The organism is Parafrankia soli (genome assembly GCF_001854695.1).
GTDB lineage: Bacteria > Actinomycetota > Actinomycetes > Frankiales > Frankiaceae > Parafrankia > Parafrankia soli.
Genome location: NZ_MAXA01000213.1, coordinates 1 through 26,221 on the forward strand (window position 1 = coordinate 1; position 26,221 = coordinate 26,221).

Here is a 26,221-nt window from a genome sequence, read left to right on the forward strand (position 1 = left end):
ATCCACCCCACCCGCCACCACATCCCACAACCCCTCCGCCGACACCACCCCACCCGGCAACCGACACGCCATACCCACGATCGCCACCGGCTCGTCCGACACTGCGCGCCTGTTCCGGACCGCCACGGCGGCGGATGCCTCGCCGAGCAGCCCGCGCCGCAGCTCGCGGGCCAGCTCGAGCGGGGTGGGATGGTCGAAGGCCACGGTCACGGAAAGCCGCAGGCCGGTGCTCGCGGTCAGCCGGTTGCGCAGCTCGACCGTGGTCACCGAGGTCAGTCCGAGGTCGCGGAACGCCGTCCCCGCCTCGACGGCCGCGCCGGCGGACCCGCCTGCGACCCGCGCGACCTCGGTCCGGACGAGGGTCGTCAACAGCCGCAGAGCGTCGGCCTCGGGCAGGCCGGCAAGCTTCGTCCGCAGCTCGACCGCGACGGCGTCGTCCGGGGGCCGGTGCGCCATCGGGACGTCGATCAGTCCGCGCAGCGGCGCGGGCGGGGCGTCGTCGGCGAGCACGGCGGCGTCCGGGCGCAGGACCGCCAGCACACTCTGATCGGCGCCGAGGGCCGCGTCGAGCATGGCCAGACCTTCCCGGACGCGCAGCGCGCGGGAGCCGGGCAGCTCGGGCAGCTCGCTGCCCTCCCACGGCCCCCAGCTCACGCTGGCAGCCGGCAGGCCGCGCGCGGCGCGGTGCTGGACCAGCGCGCCGAAGAACACGCTCACCGCGGCCGGCTCGGCCAGCCCCGCCCCGCCGAGCAGGCCGGCGGCCGAGGAGCACAGGACGAACGCCCGGGTCTCCGGCCCGCCGATCAGGTCGTGCAGGTTGAGCGCGCCAGCCAGGGTCGCGGCCAGTCGCTGCTCGTCGTTCCGGAGCCCGCCGACCGGTCCCGCGGCGCTCTGGGCGTGGAAGACCGCGCAGACCGAGCGGGCATGCCGGTGCAGCACCGCCGCGAGCGCCGCCCGGTCGGCAAGATCGCATGGGACATGCGTGACCGTCGCCCCCGCGTGCGCCAGTTCGGCCCGCAGCGCCTCGGCGGAGTGCTCACCGGTCGCGCCGCCCAGGCCACCCGTGTCACCCGCGACGCCGGGACGGCTGACGAGCAGCAGCCTGCGGACTCCGTAGTTCGCCACCAGGTGGCGGGCCAGTGCGGCCCCGACCGGGCCGTCCGCGCCGGTGACGACCACCGTCCGCAGCGGGTCGGCGAACAGGTTCCCGCCCGTCGGTGAGTCCTGGTCGGTCGGGACGGCGGCCACCCGGGCGAGCCGGGGCAGCAGGACGACACCCTGCCGCACCGCGACCTGCGGCTCGCCCGACTCGACGACGGCCGGCAGGGCCGCCGCCCCCGCCGGGTCGTCGACCGTGAGGTCGAACAGGACGAAGCGGTCCGGATGTTCGGTCTGCAGCGTGCGCAGCAGGCCCCACAGCGGCGCGCGGATCAGGTCCTCGATGTCGTCGTCGGGGCCGACCGCCACCGCGCTGCGGGTGGCGATCACCAGTTTCACGCCGGCCAGGCGCTCCTGGGCGAGCCAGCCGGCGATCTCGCCGGACAGCCAGGTGACCGCCCGCGCCGCGTCGTCGGAGAGAACGCCCGCCTTGCCGAGCACCGACCCGCACGTCAGCACGGCGAGGTCGGGAACCTCGTCGCCGTCGGCGGCGGCCCGTCGCACGGCGTCCAGGTTCGGGTACTGGGAGACCAGGATCCCGGCTTCGGTGAGCACCGGCGCGAATCCGAACGCGTCCGCGCCGATGATCGCCCACCTCCGCTCGCCGCCGGCCGGCGGAACGGGCGTCCCGACCGGCGGAGCTGAAAGGGGCTGGCGGCCGGGCCCACCGGCCTGAGCGGGGCTCGACGTGTGGTCCGGGCGGGCGCGGACCGAGGAGGACGTCACCGACGGGCGCGGGATCCAGTCGACCCGGAACAGCGTGTCGTGGTGCCCGCTGCTGGCGGCACGCAGCCGTGCCGGACGTTCCAGCAGCACGTGTCGGGTGATCTTCCCCGAGGCGGTCCGCGGAATGCGGTCGATCTCGTAGAGCTCCTCGGGCACCTTGAAGTACGACAGCCGCTCCCGGCACGTGGCCAGGAGGCGGTCGGGGTCGAGGCCCTCCGGGCCGGRCACCAGAAAGGCCACCGGCACCTCACCGAGCAGGTCGTGCGGGCGGGCGACGACCGCGACGTCGGCTACGCCCGGGACACCGCGCAGCACCTCCTCCACCTCGCCGGGGTGGATGTTCTCGCCGCCCCGGATGATGAGCTCCTTGATCCGGCCCGTGATGGTGAAGTAGCCGGCGTCGTCCCGGCGGGCCAGGTCACCGGTTCGGTACCAGCCGTCGCGCAGTGCGGCGGCGGTGGCCTCGGGCTGGTTGTGGTAGCCGACCATCACGTTCGGCCCGCGCACCCACACCTCTCCCTCGGCGCCGGCTCCCACGTCGAGCCCGGTCTCGGGGTCGACAAGGCGTACCCCCAGGCCGGGTACGGGCAGTCCGCAGGAGCCCTCGACCCGCGCGCCGGTCGGCCAGTTGATGGTGATCGACCCACAGGTCTCGGTGCTGCCGTAGGCGTCCAGCAGCGGGGCGCCGAACGCGTCCTCGAAGTCGCGGCGCAGCCGCGCGGTGGTGATCGCACCCCCGACGAGGCACATCCGCAGGCTCGGCGCGCTGAAGCCGCTCTCGCGCGCCGCCCGCACGAGGTAGTGGTACATCGTCGGGACCCCGGCCAGGAAGGTCGAGCCGTCCTCCTGGATCGCGGCGAGTACCTCGGACGCGGCGAATCCGTCCAGCAGCCGGGCACTGGCCCCGACCGCCGTCACCCCGAGCACGCAGGCGATGTGCGACAGGCTGTGGAACAGCGGCAGCGGCCACAGGACGCGATCCTGCTCGGACAGGCCGGGGATCGGGGCGTAGCAGGCCGCGACCGACCACAGGCAGCTTCGCTGGGTCGACAACACGCCCTTTGGACGTCCCGTCGTCCCCGACGTGTAGAGCATCCAGGCGACGTCGTCGAGTCCCAGATCGTCGCGGGCCGCCGAGCGGGGCTGGGCGCCCGCCAGCGCCGCGAACGACAGCGTCCCGGCCGGGGCGGACGGCGGCGGGGCATGGCCGCCGGTCACCACGACTCGCAGGCCGGGCCGGTCCCGGAGGACGCGACCGACCATGTCGATCCGCGCCGGGTCGGTGACGACCAGCCGAGCCCCGCAGTCGTCGAGGAGGTAGGCCAGTTCGGTCTCGGTGACCCGAGGATTGATCGGCACGCCCACCACGGACGCGCGGGCGAAGCCGAGATAGCTCTCGACGACCTCGACGCAGTTGCCGAGCACGATCGCGGCCCGGTCACCCGGCTGCAGCCGCAGGTCGGCCAGGTGGCCCGCCAGCCAGCCGGTGCGCCGCTCCAGCTCCACCCAGCCGACGGCACGGCTGGCATCGCGGAATGCAATCCTGTCACCGAGACGCTCGGCGTTCCCGCGCAGCAGCTGGGGCAGCGGTGCAATCAGTTCGGTGCGCAGCATTCGCATTCCTCCGTCGGGTTGGTCCGTCGGGTGCGAGGCCCGGCCGGCGTGCCGGGGGATGATTCAGACACGACATCGCGGCAACTTGCGGCCTTTACCAGTCTGACCGAGAAATACGGATCCACCTCCCCTGCACCACCCCTGTTCCGGCGCCCGGCTTCGGCCTCCGCCCCCCTGCTGCCCGGGGCTCAGCCGACGCTCGCCGGCTGCGCCGGCAGGACGGCCAGCAGGTCCGCCGGCCGCCGCAGCACGAGGTCCGGGCCGGCGGCGAGAAGCTCGGCTTCGTCCGGCGACCCCCACAACGCGGCCGCCGCGCGAACCCCCGCGTCGTGGGCACTCCGCAGGTCGGTCACCGCGTCACCGATCATGAGGGCCCGTTCCGGGCGGGCGCCGAGCAGATCCAGCGCCCGCAGCACGATGTCGGGCGCCGGTTTCGGGCGCGCGACCTCGTCGGAGCCGACGACATGGTGGAAGAAGCGGAGCAGGCCGAGATGCGCCAGCAGGTCGCGTGCCCGCGAGCCGGTCTTCCCGGTGGCGACGGCGAGGCCGTACCCACGGCGGCGCAGGGTGTCGAGCAGGTCGACCACGCCGTCGTAGACGAGAACCTCGGCCCGCAGCCGATGGCTCTCCCGGACGAACGGCTCCTCCATCTCCGCCGGAAGTCCCATGATCCGCATAATGTCGCGGAAATATCTCCCCTGGTGACGATGGTATTCGTCGAAAGGCGCGGAACCTGCGCCGACCACCTCCGCGTAGGCGATCCGGAATGCCTCCCGCATCACGGCGAAACTGTCGACGACAACGCCGTCCAGATCGAAGACGACAGCATGGGCGAAATCAAGGCGAGCGTTTCCGCCGGTGCCGGAGCGAACGGGATCGAGAGCCCCTGACTCGTGCCCCATCAGATCCGTCCCGACCGGTGGTCGCCCGCCGCCGCACCTGGCGGGCGCGCCGAACGGTAGAACCGCTCCACAGCATCGACGGCACGCCGCGCCTCCGCGACCGCGCGTCCCCGCGCTCCCGGGTCGGCGAGCAGGTCCGGGAGCTCGTCGAGCTGGCGCCGGTACTCGGCGCCCACCGGCTCGGACGGCACCGGCACCCGGACGGTGTCGCCGTCCCGCGTGTACGTCAGCACCGATCCGTCGCACCGGTTCGGACTGAAGCCGAAGGTGCAGGTCAGCGTGGCGGTTCCCGCGCTGCCCTCCACTCTGATCACCGTGCTGTCGAGCGCCTCGTGGGAGGCCCAGCTCGCCCGCAGTGACACCGACACACCGCGCTCGGTGACCAGGAACCCCCGGGCCGTGTCCTCGACGTCGCCGCGCCGGCCGCGGTCCGTTTCGCGCCGGCCCGAGCCGGGGCCGGGGCCGCCGGCGTGGCGCCAGGTGGCTCCCCCCGCCCCGCTGCGGACGAAGTCCGCGGAGACCGTGCCTACGACCTGGGTGAAGTCCGCCGTCCCGACCAGTGGAGCGACCGTGTCGAGCAGGTGCCAGCCGAGGTCGAGCAGCGCCCCGCCCCCGGCGCGCGTGGTGTCGGTGAACCAGCCGCCCGCGTCGGGCACGCCCCGGGCACGTACCCAGGCGAGATCGACGTGCCGGATCGTCCCGCAGGCCCGCGCGAGGGTGTAGAGCGCCCGGACGTCCGCCCGGCAGCGAGCGGCACTGCCCGCGAGCAGGACCGCCCCACCCGCCCGCTCAGCACGGGCCAGTTCCTCCGCCTGCGCGCCGCTGAGGCAGACCGGCTTCTCCAGGAAGACCGGCAGGCCCGCGGCGAGCAACCGGCCGCCGACCACACTGTGCAGGTGGTTCGGCACGGCGACGACCGCCAGGTCGATCTCGTCGGGGCTCAGCAGATCCGGGCTGGCAAGCAGCAGGGCGTCGACGCCGTCCGCCGCAACCGCGGCGCGGGCGTCCGCGTCGAGGTCGACCGCCGCGGCGACCGCGAACCGCGGGTGGTCACGCAGCCGGGGCAGCCAGATCGACCTGCCGGCCCAGCCCAGCCCGACGACGGCTACCCGGACGGCGCCGGTCGCGGGCCGCGGCGGCGCCAGCCGAACCGGCCGCGGCGGCTGGGGCGGCTGGGGCTGGAGCTGCGGCTGGGTCACCCGCGACTGAACAGGCACCAGCTGCGCGCCCAGTGCGCCCGTCAGCGGGGCGCTCACCGCCCGCTCCGGCTCTCGGTCAGCGCCCACGCGATGATCTCGGCGATCTCGTGGATCTGCTTCTCGGTGCCGAGCAGCGTGCGGTGGTGCAGCCAGATGCCGTCGGCCGCGACCGCCTCGGCGTTCGGGCATCGCCGCGCCAGGTCGTCGACGGATACGTCCGGTGCCCCCGTCTCCCAGAAACCGTCGGAACGGTAGATGACCCGGAACGCGGCGAAGGCGGGCAGGCCCGCCGCCACCAGCCGGTCGACGAGCTCGTTCCGTTGCTGTTCCACCAGGCCGGGAATCCGGAACATCGCCATGTAGTGCGGTTTGCGGTCGCACCGTGTGTCGCGGCCCTGCGGGACGACACCATCAATTTCCGCGAGTAGTCCCGACAGCAGCGGCCAACGCTTTTCGCGGGTGTCGATCTGGCCGTCCAGCCGAGCGAGCTGAGCTCGCAGGACGGCCGCGGAGAACTCGTTGAGGCGGAAGTTGGAGCCCGAGGTCCGGTGAAAGTAGAAGCGGTCGGTCCTGGGGCGTCCGCAGCTGTGCCGCAGGAAAGCCTCCTCCCGCAGCCCCGCCTCGGGGAAGAGAACCGCGCCGCCCTCGCCGGCCGTCATGAGCTTCCCGTTCTGGAAGCTGAAGGCCGCGACCGAGTCCAGCTCCCCGATACGCCGCCCCTGCCACCGCGCGCCGTGCGCGTGCGCGGCGTCCTGCAGGAGGGGGACGCCGGTGTCGGCGGAGATCTTGCCAAGCGCGTCCATGTCCGCGACCTCGCCCGCGATGTGCACCGGCATGATCGCCCTGGTTCGCGGGCCGACCGCGGCCGCGGCGGCGACCGGGTCGATGTTGTAGGTGACCGGATCGATGTCGACCGGCACGGCGACGGCGCCCAGTCGTTGCGCCGCCTGCGACGAGGAGATGAAGGTGAAGGCCGGGACGATGACCTCGCTTCCGGGGCCGACCCCGAGGACCTGCAGCGCGAGCTCCAGGGCATGTGTGCCGTTCGTGACGGCAAGGCCGTGGTCGGCCCCGTGGTACCGCGCGAACTCGTCCTCGAAGGCATCGACCTCGCCGCCGCCCATCCGCCACCACTGGCCCTGCTCGAGCGCGCGGGTCAGACCCGCCCGCTCGCCGTCGTCGTACTGCGGCCACGCCGGAAGGGGTGACCGCAGAACCGGGGCAGCACTCATCGCTCTCCTCATTTCTCACCACTGTCCGGAGCCGTTTCACGTTCACACGGGGAATTTCCAACCGCAGTCCACCCGCATTTCTCCGAGATTCGCCGTCACCCACACCTTTTCCAGCAGGAAAGGCGGGGAGGCRCACGATTCGGATTATTTTTCAGGCTAGCCGAGAAGAAGTTTCGCGTCAGCCCCAGAGGAAACCCCTACCACCCCCCTCCAACCGATCCGAAGAGATCACGTAGGCGCCACAAAACGCCGCCCGGAAGATGACCGCGGGACGGCCGGGAACAAGGGAATTCGACGGTCACGATTCGTTCACAATCACCGCTTTGAGGCCGTCCGACACCGACGGGTCAGCGCAGGCCGAAATCAGGCTCAGGGCACGCGTGTCAGAGCAGTCCCGACCGCCCGTCGACGCGCGGCTCCCGCGCCGGGCCAGGCCGGGCCGACCGGCCGCACCAGCCGGCCGCTAGCCGGCCGCGGCGGTGAGGCTGTCGGCGCGCCGGTGGTGGTGCCGGCGGAGATCGTCCTGTGTGACCCGCCCGTGCTCGTCACCCAACCAGCGGGCGAAGCACAGGTGCCACCCTCCCCGGACGGCACGCGGGATCTGCGAGTAGGCGACGTCCCGGACGAAGGCATGCCGGAACTCGTAGTGCGGGTCGGGGTCGGCAACGGCCGGCATCTGCCGCAGCACGCCCCGGCGTTCGAGGTACTCCAGCTCCCGCAGGACGTCTTCGCGGGTCAGCTCGCACTCGGCCGCGACCGGCGCGGCCCAGACGGTCGCGCCGAACACCGCCGCGCCCTGCAGCACCAGACGGCTGCGTGAGGGCAGAGTGTCCAGCCACGCCGCGATCACGCCGTGAACCGTGCGCGGGATCGACACCATCGCGGAGCCCGGGCCGATCGGGCCCGCACTGTCGATCAGCAGAGCCGGGGAGACTCCGTCGCCCTCGGCGGCCCGTGCCGCGCGGAGCATCTCGACGAGGGCGACCGCGAACAGCGGATTGCCGCCGACCTTGGCGACCGTCCCGCACTCGTGGGCCGCGGTCTCGGGTGCGGGCCCGCGCCCGCCGCCGCCCGCGCCCGCGAGCGGCGGCGCCGACGACGCGGGGCGCAGCCCGTACAGCACCGCCAGATCGACCATCAGATGCTGGATGGCGGCGGCGGAGAGCTGGTCGAGGGACATCGTCGTCGCGTCACGCTTGCCGCCGGCCCAGCACGGCCGCCGTTCGAGCAGGTCCGGCCGGGTGCTGGCGACGACAAGCAGCGGAACGCGGCCCAGCTGCTCGTCGAGCACCTCCAGACAGTCGAGCAGCCGGTCGTCTCCCCGGTGCAGGTCCTCGACGACGAGCACCGTCGGAGCCACGGCCGCGATCCTCCCGAGCGCCCGGCGCCAGGCCGCGAGCACGCGTGCTCCGTCCTCGCCGCCCGGCCAGGCTGGGTCCAGCAGAGGAACCAGCTCGGCCGCCAGGCGGCGGGAGACTTCGAAGGTGGCGCCCGTCATCCCGACCGCGGCGGCGAGCTTCGTCACCGCCAGTTCACGGGAGTCGTCCTCGGTGATCCCCGCCCACGTGCGGGTGATGTCCGTAAGAACCTCGAACGGGCCGCTCTGGAACCTCCCGATCCGTCCGTGCAGGAACTGGACGTCGCGCGAGACAGCCGCGTCGCCGGCCTCCCGGCAGAACTCCCACAGCAGCCGGCTCTTGCCGATGCCGGGCTCGCCGAAGATCGTCACCAGCCGTGGCCGGCGGCGGCGGGTGGTCTCGGCGAGCAGCCGGTGCATCAGGTCCTTCTCGTGCTCCCGCTCGAGGAATGGCACGTGGAGGGCTCCTTCACGGCCCGCCGGACCGGCCCCGAACGCACTCGCCAAGCCGCCCGAGCGCACCGCCACCACGCCGCCGACGCCCCGGCCGTGCCCGTCCGTCGAAGCATGGGTGAAGGCCCCGTCGGACGCCGCCCTGGTCGCCTCGCAGACCCGCAGCTCACCCCTGGGCGCAGACGCCAGCAGGCGCATGCACCGGCCGGTGACATCCCCGGACATCGCGGTGGCAGCCGCCGAAGCCGCGGCCGCCGGCGTGGCCTGGGTGAGGGTTGTGAGGACCTCCCCGGTGGTGACGGCCATCCGCAGGTCGTACTGTCCGACACCGCACGAGGACGCCTTCGCCGATGTGGCGACCGCCCGCCGGATGGCCAGGCCCGCGCGGACGGCACGCTCCGCGTCGTCCTCCCGGGTTCGGGGAAGGCCGAAGACCGCGATCCACACCGAGCCGAGCGCCGTGTGGACCTCGCCGCCGAAACGGGCGGTCTCGGCCCGGACCGTGGCGGTGACGGCCCGCAGGAGCCGGTCGGCGTCCTCCGGATCGGAGAGCTCCGCCCCCGAGCCGATGTCGAGTCGACCGGCGAGGACACTGACCCATTTCCGGGCGGCGTGCACGCCGGGGGCCCGGGCCGGGAGGACCTCCGGCAGCCGCGCACCGGCCGCGCCGCCGTCGCCGCCCATGCCAGCCACTCCGGCCGCCGCGACCACACCGCCGGCCGCCAGGCCACCGGTTCCCGCGACCGCACCGGCCCTCGCGAGAGCGCCAGTCCCCGCGAGAGCGCCGGTCCCCGCGATCGGGCCGCTGCCGGCGATCATCCGGCCCGGAGCGAGGACCCCGGCGTGGCGGGAGGTGAGCGCGCCCGTCGGCCGTGAGGTCAACCAGGGCTCGTGGTCGAGGATCGCCCGTTCCAGGTGCTGCAGCTCGTGCCCGGGATCGAGACCGAGCTGGTCGACGAGAGCGCCCCGGGTGCGCCGGTAGCGCTCGAGCGCGTCCGCCTGCCGGCCGCAGCGGTAGAGCGCCAACATCAGCAGCCCGGTCAGCCGCTCCCGCAGCGGGGTCGTCTCGACGGCCGACTCCAGTTCGGGCACGAGCTCCTGGTGGTGGCCGAGGGCGAGCTGCGCCTCCGCCCAGTCCTCGAAGGTGACCATGCGGGCGCTGTCCAGGGCGACGGCCTCCGGCCAGGCCAGGCCCTCCTCTGCCAGGTCGGCCAGCGCGGGCCCACGCCAGTGGCCGAGCGCGGCCGACAGGGTCGCGGCAGCGGCGGCCCACGAACCGGCGGCCAGCTCCGCCCGGCCACGCGCGCTCAGTTCCTGGAAGGCGGCCAGATCCACCTGGTCGGCGCGGACGTTCAGCTGGTATCCAGGTGGGCGGGTCAGCACGTCCGCCCCGCCGCCCAGCGTCCGGCGAAGACCCGCCACCGCGTTCTGCACCATCTTGCGCGCGGTCACCGGCGGCTCCTGGTCCCACAGGGCCCGGAGCAGCCTGCTGGTGGCCACCGCCGTGTTCGGGTGCAGCAGCAGGAAACCGAGCGTGGCACGCTGATGGACGCCGGGCACGACGATGGGCTGGCCGTCCCGGATCACTTCCAGCGGCCCCAGCACGTGGAATCGCACTCTGTACTGCCTTCTGCACGCGGAACGGCCCGCGAGGCGGACCGGACGGCCCGGCTGTGGCTATGGGGGACGTTCCTGACCGGCTTGCGGGGAAGGGCGAAGTCTCGGACCAAACGCTCGCGCCGTGCGCGCGGCCGCCCGGGAGAAGCGTGTCGATCGACCGGCACCACCGGCCGCGGCAGGCGGCGGTGCTAGCGACAGGTCGCGCCGCTGATCCGCTCGCAGTCAAGATAAATACGGCGAGTTAGGAAAAGATCACCGCACACGTGGGGAAGTCTAGGCGCCACAGCGAGTGGCTGTCCACAGCGTGCGCGGCGGGAGACCGCGTGGCAGGCCCGTCGACCGGAGGCCCGCGCGATGTCGATGTCGCAAGAATCCCTCGATCGATGCCCGGAACGGGAAGAGAAAGCGGTCGAAGCATGTCCTAGGTGAGCAAGGTGATGCGGGCGCGCGGCGCGGAGGCGAGCCCGCGAGAAGCGTGTCCTCCGGCCGGAGACACGAGTGGTCGCGGGAGACTCCCGGCGAGAGGAGACCTTGGATGGTCAACGCGCGGCTGACCGCCATCGACGCCACTGCGGTCGACCAACGCCTGCTGCGTACGACGTTCGGCTGTTTCCCCAGCGGGGTCACCGCTGTCTGTGGGCTCGCCGGCCGGGAGCCGGTCGGGATGGCGGTGAGCTCGTTCGCCTCGGTCTCCCTGGACCCGCCGCTGGTCTCGGTGTGCGTGGCGAACTCGTCCACCACCTGGCCCCGGCTGCGGGCACTCGGCCGGCTGGGCGTCAGCGTCCTCGGGGAGGCCCACGACCTGGCGGCGCGTCAGCTCTCCGCCCGCGACGGTGACCGGTTCGCCGGCATGGAGCTGACCTCGACGTCCGGTGGCGCGCTGTTCGTCGCCGGGTCCGCGGCGACCCTCGAGTGCGAGCTTGTCAGCGAGGTGCCCGCAGGCGACCATCTGATCGCGCTGTTGCGGATCCACGCCCTGGATTCCGACGCGAGCGTCACCCCGCTGGTCTTCCACGGCAGCCGGTTCCGGCAGCTTGCCAGCATCTGACAACCAGCCCGTCGCCCGGACCGACCGCTCCGCGGAGGACAGCATCGTGGATCTCGCCACCGGCCTGCCGATCTGCGTCACCTGCGGGGTGCAGTACGCGGCGCCGCGACCGGACTGCCCGGTCTGCGAGGACGAGCGGCAGTACGTCGGCTGGGACGGGCAGCGCTGGACCACCCTCGGCGAGCTCCGCTCGGACGGCTTCCGCGGCCGGCTGGAACCCGAGGGCCCGGGCGTGTACGGCATCGGCTCGGCGCCGAAGATCTCCATCGGCCAGCGGGCCCTGCTCGTCACCACGGCGAGCGGCAACATCCTCTGGGACTGCGTGCCCTTCCTCGACGACCACCTGATCGCCCAGGTCACCGAGCTCGGCGGGATCACCGCCATCGCCGTGAGCCACCCGCACTTCTACGGCTCGATGGTCGACTGGAGCCGCGCCTTCGGCGACGTCCCGATCTACGTCCACGCCGCCGACGAGCAGTGGCTCGGCCGCCGCTGCGCCGCCGTCAACCTGTGGACGGGTGACACCCTCACCATCGGCGACGGGCTGACCCTGGTGAACGGCGGTGTGCACTTCGCCGGCGGCACCGTCCTGCATCACGCCGCTGGCGAGGACGGGCGAGGCGCCCTGTTCTCCGGGGACATCCTCCAGGTCGTCCTCGACCGTAGGTACGTGAGCTTCATGTACTCGTACCCGAACTACATCCCGGAACGCCCGGAGACCGTGCGCCGGGCCGTGCGGCTGCTGGAACCCTTCGCCTTCGACGCGATCTACGGCGCGTTCTGGCAGACCATCGTCCGCTCGGACGGCCACGGCGCAATGCACCGCTCCGCCGAGCGCTACCTGCACTTTGTCGCCGACCCAGCGCCGGCGGCAGCGGAACAGACGCCGCGGGCCTAATACCGCGACGGAGCCGGTCGGCACCGGCGCTCCAGTGTTCCGGTGTTCCGCGGAACACCATGATCAACCGTGGCCTGCGGCCGATCGGCCACAGCGGGCCACAGCGGGCGACGGCGCGTCAGTTCGTCATCGCGTCAGCTTCGCCTGGGGCGCGGGCATCCTCGCGGTCGGTGCGATCATCTGCGGGCTCCTGGTGCGCCCCGGCGCCCCGGACACCAGCCAGGCCACCGCGCGGACGGCAGTGCACATGTGAGACCGCAGCTGTGAGACCGACGGGCAGTCCCCGGCCGTGGACCGGGGACTGCCCTGTTGCGGCTGCTTCTGAAGAGCCGATCGGGGCCGGATTGGTTGCTTCCAGCACTTCCGCGACAGACGATTGGGCGGCCGGCGCCCCCGCGCCCGCGCGGGGGGGGGGAGCGGATGCCGACCGAGCCCGGAGAGGGCCGTGCCGGCGGCGACGTGGCCGCGCGACGTCAGGTCCTGCTCACCTGCCTGGCCGCGATGTTCGCGACCACCTTCACCGCGACGCTGCTCACAGTCTCGTTGCGGACAGTGGCCGACGACCTGGGCTCCAGCACCGGGGTGATCTCCTGGGCGGTCACCGGTTCCCTGTTCGCCCTCGCGGTGGCCATGCCCATCCTCGGCCGGATCGGCGACATCCGGGGCCACCGCCGGACGTTCCTGATCGGCACGGCCCTCGCCGTCGTCTTCTCGCTGGCGACCGGGCTCGCGTGGGACGCCGCGTCGCTGATCGGGTTCCGCATCGTCGCCCAGCTCGCGGGATCGGCGACGATCCCGGCGTCGTTCGCGATGCTGTTCGCGGTCTTCCCGCCGCAGGAGCGGGTGCGTCCGTCGGCGTGGGCGTCGGGGGTGCTGTCCGGGGCGGCGGTCACCGGTCTCGCCGTCGGCGGGCTGATCATCGACGCCGTCGGGTGGCGGGCGGTGTTCTTCATCCAGGCCGGCATCGCGGTCGTCCCGCTGATCGCGGCGCTCCGCGTGCTGCCGCCGGACCGGGACGGGCTGCGCCGTCCACTGGACCGCACCGGCGCGGTGGTGCTCGCGGCCGCCGTCTTCGCGCTCACCTTCGGGGTGAACCGCGCGGCGGCGTGGGGGCCACGGCCGATCGTGATCGCGCTGCTCGTCGCGGTGGTCCCACTGTTCTGGCTGCTCACCGTGGTCGAGCGGCGCAGCACCGACCCGGTCGTCCCGATGGAGCTGCTGGCGAAACGGGACGTCCGCACCGCCGGGCTGGCGTCGTTCATGATCTCCGCGGCGCACCTCGGGAACTTCCTGGTGACCCCGCTGCTGCTGGAGGGGCTCTTCGGCCTGTCGGTGGCCCTGACCTCGGCGGTGACGATGTGCCGCACGCTGTCGATCGCGCTGGCCGCGCCGTCGGCGAGCTGGGTGGGGACGAGGATCGGGCCGCGCGCGCTCGCCTCGGGCGCGGGCGCGGCCTACGTGGTCGCGCTGGCCGTGATGGCGTTCGGCACCCGGTCGGACATGCTGTGGCTGGTCATCGTCGGCCTGATCGGCAGCGGCCTGGCCTTCGGGCACGCGCAGCCGCCACTGATCGTGATCGCGAGCGGCTCCGTCCCGGAGGACAGCTTCGGGCTGGTCGCCTCCCTGCAGCAGACGGCGGGCCAGATCGGCGGCGTCGTCGGCACGAGCCTGCTCTCCGCGGTCGTCGCCGACACGCTCCATCCGGGGCCGTTCGCCGCCGCGTATCTGATCGCCGCGGGATTCGCCCTGCTGGGCGGGGTGACGATCATGATGAGCTCACGGCACGCCGCCACGGCCACGGACTCGGCTGCGGCTGCGGCTGCGGCCGAAGCGGCCGACGTCCCGGCGGGCCGCCGCAGGCACGGCGTCCGGTCGGTCCTCGGCGTCCGCCGCGACCCCGGGCAGGCGGCTCGGCGCGCCCAGCATGTGAGCGAGCGTGACCCCGGCGATGCTCTCCGCCGCGAGCAGGCCGACCAGCACGATCAGCTGGAAGCGCGCCGCCTGCCCGGGTGAGGCCCCGCCGAACAGCGCCCCGACGAACGCGCCGGGGAGGGTGACCAGCCCGACGGTGCGGGTCTGGTCGAGCGCGGGCACCAGCGCCTCGGAGACGCTGGCGCGGGCGATGTCCAGGCACGCCCGCCGCGGTGTCGCGCCGAGAGCGAGCCAGGCCTCGACCTCGTCCCACCGCAGCCGGAGCCCCGCGGCGAGCCGCCGCCCGGTGAGCGTGCAGGACGTCATCGTGCCGCCGACGAGGCTCCCGGTTAGCGCGATCAGGTTCCGGGTGGACGGCTCGAGCGCCCCGACCGCGAAGACCGCCCCCATCGGGAGACCGGCCCCGATCACGCAGGAGACGAGCACCGCCCGGCCGGCGGGCGCGAGCTCGGTGAGCCGGCGGGTCGCAGTCCCCACCGCCGCGGTGAGCATGAGTACGACGACGATCACCGTGGTCGGCGGGGCGGCGAAGACCCCGCGCAGGGCCAGACCGATGACCGTGAGCTGGACGGCGGCACGCAGCGAGGCGGTGAGAACGTCCCTGCGCCGGGCGACCCGGGCCCAGGTGAGGGCCCCCACCGCGAGCGCCAGCAGGAGCAGGAGCCCCGCGCCGAGGCGCAGATCCGCGTGACTACCCACCGGCGGGCGACCGCGGTCCACCGGCGGTCGGGTGCGGTCGGGCCATCCTGGCAGTTTCCCGCGTCCTGGCCCGCGGCGTGCGGCCTGATAACCCTGTGTGCTCGCCACCGCCGGTTCGCGGGGACGTCACCAGGCCGACCGGGCGCCGTTTCCAGGACTTTGCGACACCGCTTACGGTGCCGCCTATCCTTGACAGGTCGATGGTGGTTCCCGTTGTGCCCTGCCGCCCTGCCCGCCACCCGCTGGGGAGATCGCGACCGCATGAGGACTGACACCATCTACGTCAACTCTGCCGCCACCTGGCTTCCCCCGCGCCGGCAGCCGCCCTCCGAGGTGGGCGGAACACCCGAGGACACGGGCTACACCATGCTGGCCGTGTCGGACGGGCCGTCCGCGCCGGAGATGGCGGTGCTCGCCGCCAACGCGGCGCTGGCCCGGGCCGGCTGGCGCGGCGCCGAGCTGGATCTGCTTCTGCACGCCTGGAGCTACTACCAGGGGCACGACTTCTGGTCACCCGCGCACTACATCGCCGACCAGCTCGGCGCCCACGACGCGATGCCCGTCGGGATCCAGCAGATGTGCAACGGCGGTGCCGCCGCACTGCAGTCCGCGGCTGCCCACCTGCTGGGCGATCCCACGATGACCCGCGTCCTGGTCACGACCGCGGACCGCTTCTGCCCCCCGGGATTCGACCGCTGGAACAGCGACCTCGGCGTCGCCTATGGTGACGGCGCGAGCGCGGTGCTGGTAAGCCGGACGAACCCCGCGGAGCTCGCGGAGCCTGCGGCTCCCGTGCCGGCGGGGCTGCGGCTGGTGTCGGTGACCTCGGTGTCAGCGCCGAACCTCGAGGCCATGCACCGCGGCGACGACTCGTTCGGCGCCGCCGCGCGCGCGGCGGCGGAGTCGGTCGACGTCCGCCGCACGAAACGCGCCTACCTGCGCCGCAACGGCAGCTCCGGCTACCGGACGGCCGAGCGGGAGCGTCTCGAGACCCTGCTGGGGCTGGCCATGAAGGAGGCCGGCGCCGACGTGGGCAGCCCGAGGCTGCGGTGCGTGGTGCTGCCGCGGGTGCACCGGAGCCCGTTGCTGTCTGTCTTCGGCCCGATCGTCGAACGGCTGACCGGCGCCGAGGCGATCGATTTCGGCCGCTCGACCGGGCATCTGGGCGCGGGCGACCTGACCGCCGGCATCGCCGACCTGCTCGACCGCGAGATGCTCGCGCCCGGCGAGACGGCCCTGGTCATGAGCACCGGCGCCGGCTTCACCTGGTCCTGCGCGGTGCTGACCGCACCTGAACCGGCCTGACCCGCGGCACGAGCCGGCAGCCGTGGCGGCTGCCGGCTCCCCGCCCTGGATCAGGGGGCTACCGCTCAGGTCCTACTTCTTGATCCACAGTTCCTCGGGCAGCAGCGAGCCGAGTCCGTACTGCGCGAGACCGCCCACATTCTTGCCGGAGACGGCGCTGAGCGCGACCCGCTGGAGGAAGATCCCGGGGGTCAGTGCGGTCAACCGCTGCTGGACCGTGTCGTAGGCGGCCTTGCGGTCCGCCTCCGCCGACGCGGTCCGGCCGGTGCCGAGGGCCTCGTTGAGCTGGGGGTCGTCGACCCCGGGCACATTGGTGGCCCTGCCGCCACGGAAGGCCGTGTACAACTTCGGTTCCGGGTCCTGGAAGAACGCGGACGTGATGAACGTGTCGAAGTCGTGCGTCGCGTTCATCTTGCCGTACTCGGCGAGCTGGACGACCTTGACCTGCACCTTGACGTTCTTGAAGCTGCTGAGCTGGGCCTGGACGTTCTCGGCGATCGCCCGGCTCTCGGAGCTGGGGAAGCTGGTGAACGTGAAGGACACCGGCTTGCCCTCGGCGGCGAGCTCGTCGAACAGCCGCTGCGCGGTCGCCCGGTCCGCGCGCCTCAGGGGCGTCTGGGAGTAGAAGGGTGAGGCGTCGTTGAACAGCGTCTCGGCGGGCTGCCCGTCGCCCTCGTAGACCGCGAGGTTCAGCGCCTCCAGGTCGAGCGCCGCGGCCACCGCCTGGCGGGCGCGGATGTCGTCGAACGGCGCCCGGCGCATGTTGAGCGCCATGAAGATGCCGCCGTTGACCGGCCTGCTGATGCTCGGCTGGCCGCTCTCCGCGGCTTTGTGGAGGTTGATCCAGTCCGACTCGATGGCGACGTCCGCGCCTCCGGTGAGCAGGGTGTTGTAACGCTGCCTGGACTCGACGGCCGCGCGGATCGTGAGGGCGTCGAGGTAGGGCCGGGGCGCGTCCCAGTAGCGCGGGTTCTTCACCAGGTCGATGTCGGCCTGCCGGGTCCAGCGCTCGAGCTTGAACGGACCGGCGCCGACGGGGTTCTGCTCGAACGCCTGCGGGCCGCGCTGCAGGGCCGCGGGCGAGGCGATCCAGTTCATCCCCGTGGTGAGGACGACGTCGGCGAAGTTCGGCACCGGGTCGGCCATCGAGACCTTCAGGGTGCGGTCGTCCACCACCTCGGTGGAGGTGATCATCATGGCGTCCCCGCGGTAGCTCGACGCGTTCGCGGGGTCCTTGAGGCGCTCCCAGTTGAACTTCACGGCGGCGGCGTCGAGCGGGCTGCCGTCGGAGAAGACCAGCCCCGGCCGCAGCCGGAGCGCGAAGGTGGAGCCGTTGTCGCTGCTCGTGAACGACTCGGCCATCTTGTAGACGACCTGACCCTTGTCGTCGTCGATCATCAGCGTCCCGTACAGGGCGTTGCCCAGGACGGCCGTCGCCGCGTAGGCGTTGCCGAGCTTGGCCGGGTCCATGGAGCTGGTGTCGGCCAGCATGAGGATCCGTCCCCTGCCGCCCGCCACCGGGTCCCCGGTGGCACCCGTGGCGGCGGCGCCCGTGGCGGCGGCGCCATCGCTGCCACCGCCGCACGCCCCCAGGAACATCGCCACGGCGCACACGGCGGCGGTGGCGAGTAATCGCCTCGTACGGATCATCGTCGTCCTCTCTCCAGTGCCAGATGTCCGGCCCGCGGAAGCGGGGGTCGATGCCGGAGCGGTGTGAGGGCAGCCACCGCCGAATCGATTGGCCGCGCGCGTCACAAGGGCCGTTGGGGAGTGAACTGTGTCACGCTGTTTTAGCGAAGTCAACGTCTACTCAAGCGTGCGGCTACGTACTTTCATTAGCGAGAACTACGTTCTACATGACGAGTCCACCACGGTGTCTGACGAGCCGCCGTGACGACCGCCCACCGGGTCGCTCCGGAGCCCGGGTCGCTCCGGAGCCCGGGCAGCGGCGTCCCAAACGGCCGGGCGCGTTGGTGGCAGCGTCCGCGCACTGTCGATCGGCGTCCGGGCCCTTGGCACATAGCGTTTCCCTGCCGAAGGCGTCCACGCGCCGACGCGTCGCGAGCGGGCCGCGAGGTGCGGGCACCCGACGAGCGGGACGGCGCCGCGGGCCCACCAGCCCGGGAGCGCCCACCCGACGAGGGGGTACCGATGTCATCCGCGCCGCGATCCCAGGAGGGGGCGTCCGGCGACCCGCCGGTGACGCGGCCGAGGCACACGACTCGAACCACGACGGGTGACACAGATGGCTGCAGACGACAACGCCCCCACGGGCACCGACACGTATGCCGGCTGCGCGCGCCCGCAGCCTGTCGGGGTGTTCCCGCTGCCCGCGGGATTCCTGCTGGTCCCCGGCGGCGAGACGACGTCCGGCCTGCGCCGCACGCTGGCGGATGGACGGCTGCCCTCGGCGTGGCCGCCGGAGCTGGCCGCGCTCGAGCTCGCCTACCGCGGCAACGTGATCGCGGCGGTCGAGCTGCTACGCGGCGACGACCCGGTCACCCGCTACAACCGGTTCGTGCTCCGCCCCGCGGGCCGGCCGCCGGAGGACCCGGCCGCGCTGCGCGAGGCGCTCGGCGCCGAGCTGGGCATCCTGGTGGACGTCGTCCGCTTCGCCCTCGGTGAGCTGGACGAGCCGCCGCCGCTGACCAGCGAGACCGGCGAGATCGCGGCCCTGGCGTGGTCCGCGCACGCCGCGCACGCGATGGCCGCCGGCCGGCTCGACGACGCCGCGCGGATGCTGGGCGAGGGCATCGCCGCCGCCGCCGATCCCTCCCCCGGGCTGGCCGCCCAGCTCATGGCGACGGCCGCGGGCCTGCGCCGCGACGCCGAGGGACCGAGCCCCGCGGTCGCCACCGACCTGACCGCCGCGCTGGCGGCACTGGAGCACACCGACCTGGCCACCGGGCGGGCCGAGCTGCATCTGACGCTCGGCTCGGTCCACCACGAGCTGGCCGGAGACGACCTGGCCGGCCTGCGCACCGCCGCCGAGCACTACCTGGCCGCGCTGCGCCTGATCACCGTCGACACCGCCCCGGAGCTGTTCGCGTCCGCGCAGGTCAACCTGGCCGCCGCCTACCTGGCCATGCCGATGAACTCCGCGTCCGACCAGCTGCGGATCGGGGTCGCCATGCAGGGCCTGCGCACCGCGTTGACCGTGTACACCCGCCAGTCCTATCCCGAGCAGTGGGCGAGCACCCAGCTGAGCCTGGCGAACGCGCTCGTCTACGCGCCGTCCGCGCACCGGCGGGACAATCTGGTCGAGGCGGTCGGCCGCTACCAGGAGGTCATCACGACCCGGGAAGGCCTGGCCGACCCGCTCAGCTACGCCCGCGCGCTGGCCAACCAGGGCAACGCGCTGGCACACCTGGGAGCCTTCCCGCAGGCGACGGCGGTGCTGCACGAGGCCCGCTCGATCTTCGAGCAGAACGGCGAGACCGGCGCCGCCGCCGCGGTACGGGAGGTGCTCGACGAGATCACCCGCCACGTCGCGATGAGCCGGGCCACGTGACAGGCCGGATCCGGCGGCGGGTGACGGTCGAGGGGGTCGTCCAGGGGGTCGGCTTCCGGCCGCATGTCCACCGGCTCGCCACCGCGCTGGGGCTGGCCGGTCTCGTCGGCAACGAAGCCGGCTGCGTCGTCGCCGAGGTGGAGGGTGACGGGCCGGCGGTCGCCGAGTTCCTGCGCCGGCTGGCCGCGCCGGCCCCGCCGCTGGCCCGTGTCGACCGCGTCGCCGTCACCCACCTGAACCGCCGTGGAGACGACGGATTCCGGATCGTGGCCAGCACCTCGGCGGCCGGTGCCCGGACCATGGTGGCGCCCGACGTCGCCGTGTGCGCCGACTGCCTGCGGGAACTGTTCGACCCGGCGGACCGGCGGTACCGCCACCCCTTCGTCACCTGCACGAACTGCGGGCCACGCTTCACCATCATCGAGGCGCTGCCCTACGACCGCGCCACCACGACGATGGCCCGGTTCCCGATGTGCGCACGGTGCGCCGCCGAGTACACCGACCCCCGCGACCGGCGGTTCCACGCCGAGCCCGTCTGCTGCCCGGCCTGCGGGCCGCGGCTGTGGTTCCGCGTGGCGGTCGCGGCCCAGGCCGGCCGGGAGGGACCCGAGACGCACGGCACGGACGCCGCGCTGGCCGCGGCCCAGCGCGCCCTCGCCGCGGGACGGATCGTGGCGGTCAAGGGGATCGGCGGCTTCCACCTGGCCTGCGGCGCGGACGACGACCGCGCCGTCGAGCTCCTGCGCGCGCGCAAGGGACGGCCCGACAGGCCCTTCGCGGTGATGGTGCGCGACCTGGCGACGGCGGCCGAGATGGCCGATCTCTCGGCCGCCGAAGCCGAACTGCTCACCTCCACGGCCGCTCCGATAGTGCTCGCCAGGCGCCGGCCCGGTGCCCCCCTGTCGGACCGGGTCGCGCCCGGGAGCCCCCTGGTGGGCCTGCTGCTGCCGTATACGCCGGCGCACCACCTGCTGTTCGCGCCGGTGCCCGGCGGCGGCCCGCCCCCGCCCCGGGCGCTGGTGATGACCAGCGGCAACCGCTCGGGCGACCCGATCTGCTTCGCCGACGCCGACACCGACGCCGACGCCGGGCGGCTGGCCGGGCTGGCCGACGCGTACCTGCTGCACGACCGGCCGATCCTGCAGCCGTGCGACGACTCGGTCGTGCGGTGGGACGGCGAGCAGGTGCTGCCGCTGCGCCGCTCCCGCGGCTACGTGCCGCTGCCGGTGGACCTCGGCCGTCCGGTGGAGTCCGTGCTCGCCGTGGGCGGCKACGGCAAGTCCGCGTTCTGCCTGACCGCCGGTCGCCGGGCGATCGTCTCGCAGCACCTGGGCGACATGGGCGGACTCGACGCGCTGCTGGCGCTGGAGCGTGCGAGCGCGCGGCTGACCGACCTGTACGCCGCCGAGCCGGCGACCGTCGCCGCGGACCTGCACCCCGGCTACGTCACCCGGGCCTGGGCGGGCCGGCGGGCGGGCGGCCAGAGCGGCCGGACCCACCTGGTGCAGCACCACCACGCCCACGTGGCCGCGCTGCTCGCCGAACACGGCCGCCTCGGCGACACCATCCTCGGGATGGCCTTCGACGGCACGGGCTACGGGCTCGACGGCACGATCTGGGGCGGCGAGGCACTGCTGGTCGGCCCGGACGTCACCCACGCCGACCGGGTCGCGCACCTGCGTCCCGTCGCGCTGCCCGGCGGCGACGCGGCGGCGCGCGGCCCCTACCGCTGCGCGCTGGCCCACCTGGCCGCCGCCGGCGTCGAATGGACGGCCGACCTGGCCCCGGTGCGGGCCTGCTCCCCCACCGAGCTGCGGGCGCTGCGGGCGATGGTGGACCGCGGCGTGTCCTGCGTGCCCAGCAGCAGCATGGGCCGCCTGTTCGACGCGGTCGCCTCCCTGCTCGGCGTGCGCCAGCGGAGCACCTTCGAGGCCCAGGCCGCCCTCGAGCTGGAGGCGCTCGCCGCCACCAGCCGCCGGCCCGGTCCCGCGGTCGCCTTCGGGTTCGACGGCCGCGTGCTCGATCCGGCGCCGGTGATCGCGGAGATCGTCGACGGGTTGCACGCGGGCCTCGCCCCGGACGCGCTCGCCGCGGCGTTCCACCTGGCGGTCGCCGACGCGGTGACCCGGGTCGCGCAGACGGCCCGGCGCCGCCGCGGTGTCGGCCTGGTTGGGCTGACCGGGGGGGTGTTCGCCAATGTCGTCCTCGTGCGGGCCTGCCGGGCCCAGCTTGCCGCCGCGGGATTCGAGGTGCTCGTCCACCGTGTGGTCCCGCCGGGTGACGGCGGGCTGGCCCTCGGCCAGGCCGCGATCGCCACGGCCGCCGCCCGGGCCCTTGTCGACCCTTGTTAGGCGAATGCCACTTCTATACGGTTGTTCAGCACAAGTCCGCCCGCGGATGCCGCGATGCCACGGATGCGGCTTGCGGGCGAGAACGCGGGCCGCGCGCTCCTGTGGATGGCCCGGCGGCGGCGACAGAGGGGTACTCCGACATCGGCCACTGGCTGCGGGCGCTGTTCGCGGGCCGGGAACCATGACGGCGACGACTCCCGCGCCGGGCCCGGCCACGGAGACCCGGCGGCCACGACCACGGCCGTGTGAGGCCACAAGTGAGGCGACCGACGAGGCCCCGGGACGGATCCGCCAGGCGGCGACGTCTGCACCCAGCTCGTGAGAATTTGATACTTAACTGTGAGAGCGGGATTTCTGCTGGTCGTGGCACCAAACCGCGATCAGTCACGTCACCGCGGACAAGGAGGACACAGGGTGCTGACACTCAAGGCCGCCGGCTTGCTCGATGTCGATACCGGGGAGATCACCCGGCCCGGGATCCTGAAGATCGAGAACGATCGGATCGTCGGTCTCGGCGGCCAGCCCGAGGGCGAGGTCATGGACCTCGGTGACCTGATCCTGCTGCCCGGCCTGATGGACATGGAGCTCAACCTCCTGATGGGCGGCCCCGGCGAGCACCCGCTCACCGGGCAGATGCGCGACGACCCGCCGCTGCGGATGATGCGCGCCACCCAGAACGCCCGCCGGACCCTGCGGGCCGGGTTCACCACGGTGCGCAACCTCGGCCTGTTCTGCAAGACCGGCGGCTACCTGCTCGACGTGGCGCTGATGAAGGCGATCGACGCCGGCTGGGTCGACGGCCCGCGGATCGTCCCCGCCGGCCACGCCATCACCCCGACCGGCGGCCACCTCGACCCGACGATGTTCGGCGCGTTCGCCCCGCACGTCCTGAAACTCACCGTCGAGGAGGGCCTGGCCAACGGCGTCGACGAGATCCGCCGGGCCGTCCGGCACAACATCAAGCACGGCGCCCAGGTCATCAAGATGTGCGGCTCGGGCGGGGCCATGTCCCACAGTGGGCCCTCGGGCGCGCGGCACTACTCCGACCAGGAGGTGCTGGCCCTCACCGACGAGGCACACCGACGCGGCCTACGCGTGGCCGCGCACACCCACGGCTCGGAAGCCGTCCGGCAGATGGTCGAGTGCGGCGTCGACTGCATCGAACACGCGTTCATGATCGACGACGACACCATCAACCTGCTGATCAAGCGCGGCACCTGGGTGGTCGCCACCCAGGCCCTGATCGACAGCATGCCGGTGCTGAACGACGCCGAGCCGGAGATCCAGGCGAAGGCCGCCCTCATCTTCCCCCGCGCGAAGGCCTCGATCCGCAACGCCATCGAGGCCGGCGTGAAGATCGCGGTGGGCAGCGACGCGCCGGCGATCCCGCACGGCAAGAACGCCCTCGAACTGGTCGCCCTGGTCGACCGGGGCATGACCCCGCTGCAGGCGATCCAGGCCGCGACCATCGTGGGCGCGGACCTCATCAACGTCACCGACCGGGGCCGGCTCGCCGAGGGCCTGCTCGCCGACGTCATCGGCGTGCGCGGCAACCCCCTCGAGGACATCCGCGTCCTGCAGCGGGTCCCGTTCGTCATGAAGGGCGGTAAGCAGTTTGTCTACTGAGCCTGCCACCGGACCCGCAGTGACCGGGCCGAGCCGGACCGAGGACCTGGTCGAGATCCAGCAGCTACTCGCCCGCTACGCGGTGACGATCACGCAGGGCGACGTCGAGGGACTACTCAAGGTCTTCACCCCGGACGGCACCTACACCGCCTTCGGGGACACCTTCGCCCTCAAGGACTTCCCGACGCTGGTCGCYGCCGCGCCCAAGGGCCTGTTCCTCACCGGCACCTCGTTGGTCGAGCTCGCCGACGACGGCCTCAACGCCACCGGAACCCAGCCGCTGTGCTTCATCGAGCACGCCAATCACGACATGCGCATCGGCTACTACAAGGACACCTACCTGCGCACCGCCGAGGGGTGGCGGCTGCGCACCAGAGCGATGACCTTCATCCGCCGCAGCGGTGTGCACGACTCGGGTATCCCGCACGTCATCGAGCGCCTGTCGTCATGACGGTGACCGGCCTGGTCCCAGCCGGTTCATGATCCAGCGGGAGGTCGTCGTCGACGGGCAGGCCGGGCTCACCGCCGCGATGCGTCGGCTTCCCGCCTGCCCGAGGCCGACGCCCGCGGATCCGCACGGTGCGGGGACGGCCTCAGTCCTTCGCCGGCTCCTCGATGTTCTTCCGTTGCATGAGAACGCCGGATAGTGCGCTTCAGGCCGCCTCACCTTGCGGTGGGGCACTCCCGGTCTGACCGGCCCTGGCCGTACCGGGTTCCCGCTTCGCGGCCACCTGCCGCACGAGTGCGGTCTTACGGTCGGCTCCACGGGCGTTTCGCGTCTCCGACGTACTGGCGGCGACAAGGTGTGCCAGGTTGATCGCGGCGTTGGCGTCGCGGTCGATGGCCAGTCCGCAGGACTGGCAGTGGAAGGTGCGCTCGGCCAGGGTCAGGCTTGGGTTTCGCCAGCCACAGCCGGAACAGGTCTTCGAGCTTGGGTACCAGCGGTCCGCGACGTGCAGCGTCGAGCCGTACCAGCCGGTCTTGTAGGCAAGCTGGCGGCGGATCTCTCCGAAGCCGGCGGTGGCGACGGCCTTCGCGAGGCGCCGGTTGCGGACCATTGCGGTGACGTTGAGGTCTTCCACGACCACGACGTCGTGGGTCTTCGCGAGCCGGGTCGTGAGCTTGTGGAGCCCGTCGCGCCGCTGGTCGGCGATCCGGGCGTGGACACGAGCCAGTTCGGCGGCGCGCTGGCGGCGGCCAGCGCTGCCGGGCTTCGACCGGGCGTGGGCCCGGGCCGCCCGGCGCAGTTTCCGCTCGGCGCGCTGGTAGTGCTTCGGGTTGGGAACCGTCTCGCCAGTCGACAGGACAGCGAGGTGTTTCACGCCCAGGTCGACCCCGACCGTCCCGCCCGCCCGCGCCCGGCGCGATGGCTCGGCGGGAACGTCCCGGTCGGCCTCGGCGGTGAACGACACGAACCAGCGGCCTGCCGTGCGGGACACGGTAGCGCCGAGCAGCCGAGCCCGGCCCTCCGCCAGACGGCCGGTGAGCGCGCCGGTCGGCTCGTGGACCTTCACCCGGCCGATCCGGGGGAGCTTCACGTAGGTCGCGTCGGCGGGGCCGTAGGCGCCGGTCGTGTAACGGAACGAGTCGCGGGTCTTCCCGCGCTTCTTGAACCGGGGAAAGCCGACCCGCCGGCCCTTGCGTTTTCTCCTGCGGGAGTCGGTGAAGTTCTTCAACGCGCGGGCAAGCTGGTCCAGGCCGGCGGAGAACGCCTCCTTCGAGCACTCGTCCCACCACGGCGCGATCTCCCGCTTGGCCGCGTTCCACGCGAGGCGTAGCGCGGGAAGCGTCCACGGCACCGGGGTCAGCCCGTCGCCGGTGACGCCGTAGGTCTCCTCGGCGGCGCGCTGCGACAGTGCTGCCTTCACCCGGGCCAGACCCCAGTTGTAGGTGAACCTCGACGCACCCGCGTGCCGGCGCAGGCCGGCGAGTTGGGTGTCGTTCGGGTCGAGGGCGAAGCGGTACGCCTGCAGCGTCTTCACCCGGCGCAGTCCTCGGTGGCGGCGGCGACCGCGCGGGCGGCCCAGTTCGCCGCCGCCCGCCGGCCGTACAGCCGGGCGCACATCGACGTCAGAATCTCCGTGATGTCGCGGACCAGGTCGTCGTCGACCTCGGCCGGGTCGACCACCAGCAGCCGCCGGCCCGACGCTTCCAGTGCGGCCTGAACGTATTCGGCGCCGAACCGGGCGAACCTGTCGCGGTGTTCGACGACGATCGTCGTCACGTCCGGGTCACCCAACAGCGCAAGGAACTTCCGCCGATGCCCGCCCAGCGCGGACCCGACCTCGGTGACGACCTTGCCGACGGCCAAGTTCTGACTGGCGGTCCAGGTGACGATCCGGGCGACCTGCCGGTCAAGGTCCGGATTCTGGTCGGCGGACGAGACACAGGCATACACCGCCACCGTCTCCGACGGGACCGGTCGCGCGGACTGGTCGACGAGGATCAGCCCGCCCACCCGACGCGCAGGGACCGGGAGCTTGCCGTCAAGGAACCACTGACGGGCAGTGGAATACCCAACCCCGTTCACGGCGGCCCATTCCTTGAGGTTCAAGCCACCACTATACGGCTCTCACTGGCATTATCTGGC

17 protein-coding genes and 1 pseudogene are annotated in these 26,221 nt (G+C 73.0%); 9 read left to right on the plus strand and 9 right to left on the minus strand.

What is annotated here, in order from left to right; translation table 11 throughout:
• Together BBK14_RS35410 and BBK14_RS16405 are read right to left on the minus strand one after the other, a co-directional pair.
• On the minus strand, positions 1-3,498 hold a 3,498-nt coding region (locus BBK14_RS35410), incomplete at its 3' end, for an AMP-binding protein (RefSeq protein ID WP_116430091.1).
• A gap of 188 nt (positions 3,499-3,686) precedes the next feature.
• A complete protein-coding gene (locus tag BBK14_RS16405) occupies positions 3,687-4,277 on the minus strand; it encodes an HAD-IA family hydrolase (RefSeq protein WP_241831619.1) in 591 nt (196 codons plus the stop codon).
• Here BBK14_RS16405 and BBK14_RS40210 point away from each other — a divergent pair.
• A complete protein-coding gene (locus tag BBK14_RS40210; protein ID WP_241831623.1) occupies positions 4,206-4,388 on the plus strand; it encodes a hypothetical protein in 183 nt (60 codons plus the stop codon). The two genes, BBK14_RS16405 and BBK14_RS40210, sit on opposite strands and share 72 nt — an antisense overlap.
• An 11-nt stretch (positions 4,389-4,399) precedes the next feature.
• Here BBK14_RS40210 and BBK14_RS16410 read toward each other — a convergent pair whose 3' ends face one another.
• The 3 genes from BBK14_RS16410 to BBK14_RS16420 form a co-directional block, all read right to left on the minus strand.
• Positions 4,400-5,686 (minus strand): Gfo/Idh/MocA family protein, encoded by a 1,287-nt coding sequence (locus BBK14_RS16410; RefSeq protein ID WP_420849166.1) that lies wholly within the window; start codon positions 5,684-5,686, stop codon positions 4,400-4,402.
• Entirely contained in the window at positions 5,653-6,831 is a 1,179-nt protein-coding gene (locus BBK14_RS16415; protein WP_020462327.1) for a DegT/DnrJ/EryC1/StrS family aminotransferase, read from the minus strand. Before BBK14_RS16415 ends, BBK14_RS16410 begins: the two co-directional genes overlap by 34 nt.
• A 463-nt stretch (positions 6,832-7,294) precedes the next feature.
• A complete protein-coding gene (locus tag BBK14_RS16420) occupies positions 7,295-10,258 on the minus strand; it encodes an ATP-binding protein (protein ID WP_071063488.1) in 2,964 nt (987 codons plus the stop codon).
• A gap of 538 nt (positions 10,259-10,796) precedes the next feature.
• Between BBK14_RS16420 and BBK14_RS16425 the strand changes: the two genes are divergently transcribed.
• The 3 genes from BBK14_RS16425 to BBK14_RS16435 all read left to right on the plus strand — a co-directional run bounded on the left by BBK14_RS16425 (position 10,797) and on the right by BBK14_RS16435 (position 14,220).
• Entirely contained in the window at positions 10,797-11,309 is a 513-nt protein-coding gene (locus BBK14_RS16425) for a flavin reductase family protein (protein WP_071063490.1), read from the plus strand.
• Positions 11,296-12,207, plus strand: coding sequence for an MBL fold metallo-hydrolase (locus BBK14_RS16430; protein ID WP_241831559.1), 912 nt, complete (start codon positions 11,296-11,298; stop codon positions 12,205-12,207). The genes BBK14_RS16425 and BBK14_RS16430 overlap by 14 nt, the downstream gene beginning before the upstream one ends.
• Before the next feature lie 420 nt (positions 12,208-12,627).
• Entirely contained in the window at positions 12,628-14,220 is a 1,593-nt protein-coding gene (locus BBK14_RS16435; RefSeq protein ID WP_071063494.1) for an MFS transporter, read from the plus strand.
• Here the strand turns inward: BBK14_RS16435 and BBK14_RS35415 are convergent.
• A pseudogene (locus BBK14_RS35415) lies at positions 14,194-14,946 on the minus strand (ABC transporter permease); the annotation flags it as partial. The gene BBK14_RS16435 and the pseudogene BBK14_RS35415 sit on opposite strands and share 27 nt — an antisense overlap.
• A gap of 153 nt (positions 14,947-15,099) precedes the next feature.
• On the opposite strand from BBK14_RS35415, the gene BBK14_RS16445 reads away from it, so the two are divergent.
• Positions 15,100-16,143 carry a 3-oxoacyl-[acyl-carrier-protein] synthase III C-terminal domain-containing protein gene (locus BBK14_RS16445; protein WP_071063498.1) on the plus strand — a complete coding sequence of 348 codons (1,044 nt, stop codon included), beginning with the start codon at positions 15,100-15,102 and terminating at the stop codon, positions 16,141-16,143.
• Positions 16,144-16,215: 72 nt separating this feature from the next.
• On the opposite strand, the gene BBK14_RS16450 is transcribed toward BBK14_RS16445, so the two are convergent.
• Positions 16,216-17,793, minus strand: a complete 1,578-nt coding sequence (locus BBK14_RS16450) for an ABC transporter substrate-binding protein (RefSeq protein WP_071063500.1) — start codon at positions 17,791-17,793, stop codon at positions 16,216-16,218.
• A 595-nt stretch (positions 17,794-18,388) separates the two neighbouring features.
• On the opposite strand from BBK14_RS16450, the gene BBK14_RS16455 reads away from it, so the two are divergent.
• From BBK14_RS16455 to BBK14_RS16470, 4 genes are all read left to right on the plus strand, one after another.
• Positions 18,389-19,654, plus strand: coding sequence for a hypothetical protein (locus BBK14_RS16455; RefSeq protein WP_071063502.1), 1,266 nt, complete (start codon positions 18,389-18,391; stop codon positions 19,652-19,654).
• Entirely contained in the window at positions 19,651-22,005 is a 2,355-nt protein-coding gene (gene hypF, locus BBK14_RS16460; RefSeq protein ID WP_071063504.1) for a carbamoyltransferase HypF, read from the plus strand. The genes BBK14_RS16455 and hypF overlap by 4 nt, the downstream gene beginning before the upstream one ends.
• 414 nt (positions 22,006-22,419) lie before the next feature.
• A complete protein-coding gene (locus BBK14_RS16465; protein ID WP_071063506.1) occupies positions 22,420-23,631 on the plus strand; it encodes a metal-dependent hydrolase family protein in 1,212 nt (403 codons plus the stop codon).
• Between the two features lie 19 nt (positions 23,632-23,650).
• Positions 23,651-24,082: a nuclear transport factor 2 family protein gene (locus tag BBK14_RS16470; protein ID WP_071063508.1), complete on the plus strand. Its 432-nt coding sequence runs from the start codon at positions 23,651-23,653 to the stop codon at positions 24,080-24,082.
• A 202-nt stretch (positions 24,083-24,284) separates the two neighbouring features.
• On the opposite strand, the gene tnpB is transcribed toward BBK14_RS16470, so the two are convergent.
• Both tnpB and BBK14_RS16480 read right to left on the minus strand, forming a co-directional pair.
• Positions 24,285-25,613, minus strand: coding sequence for an IS607 family element RNA-guided endonuclease TnpB (tnpB, locus tag BBK14_RS16475; RefSeq protein WP_071063847.1), 1,329 nt, complete (start codon positions 25,611-25,613; stop codon positions 24,285-24,287).
• On the minus strand, positions 25,610-26,185 hold the full coding sequence (locus BBK14_RS16480; protein ID WP_071063510.1) for an IS607 family transposase: 576 nt from the start codon (positions 26,183-26,185) through the stop codon (positions 25,610-25,612). The genes tnpB and BBK14_RS16480 overlap by 4 nt, the downstream gene beginning before the upstream one ends.
• Positions 26,186-26,221: the final 36 nt, after the last annotated feature.

Coding starts and splice junctions, on each gene's coding strand:
- BBK14_RS16450 (WP_071063500.1), bottom strand. CDS start 17,793: ATGATCCGTACGAGGCGATTACTCGCCACCGCCGCCGTGTGCGCCGTG.
- BBK14_RS16435 (WP_071063494.1), top strand. CDS start 12,628: ATGCCGACCGAGCCCGGAGAGGGCCGTGCCGGCGGCGACGTGGCCGCG.
- BBK14_RS16455 (WP_071063502.1), top strand. CDS start 18,389: ATGGCTGCAGACGACAACGCCCCCACGGGCACCGACACGTATGCCGGC.
- BBK14_RS16415 (WP_020462327.1), bottom strand. CDS start 6,831: ATGAGTGCTGCCCCGGTTCTGCGGTCACCCCTTCCGGCGTGGCCGCAG.
- BBK14_RS16445 (WP_071063498.1), top strand. CDS start 15,100: ATGAGGACTGACACCATCTACGTCAACTCTGCCGCCACCTGGCTTCCC.
- BBK14_RS40210 (WP_241831623.1), top strand. CDS start 4,206: ATGGTATTCGTCGAAAGGCGCGGAACCTGCGCCGACCACCTCCGCGTA.
- BBK14_RS16425 (WP_071063490.1), top strand. CDS start 10,797: ATGGTCAACGCGCGGCTGACCGCCATCGACGCCACTGCGGTCGACCAA.
- BBK14_RS16405 (WP_241831619.1), bottom strand. CDS start 4,277: ATGCGGGAGGCATTCCGGATCGCCTACGCGGAGGTGGTCGGCGCAGGT.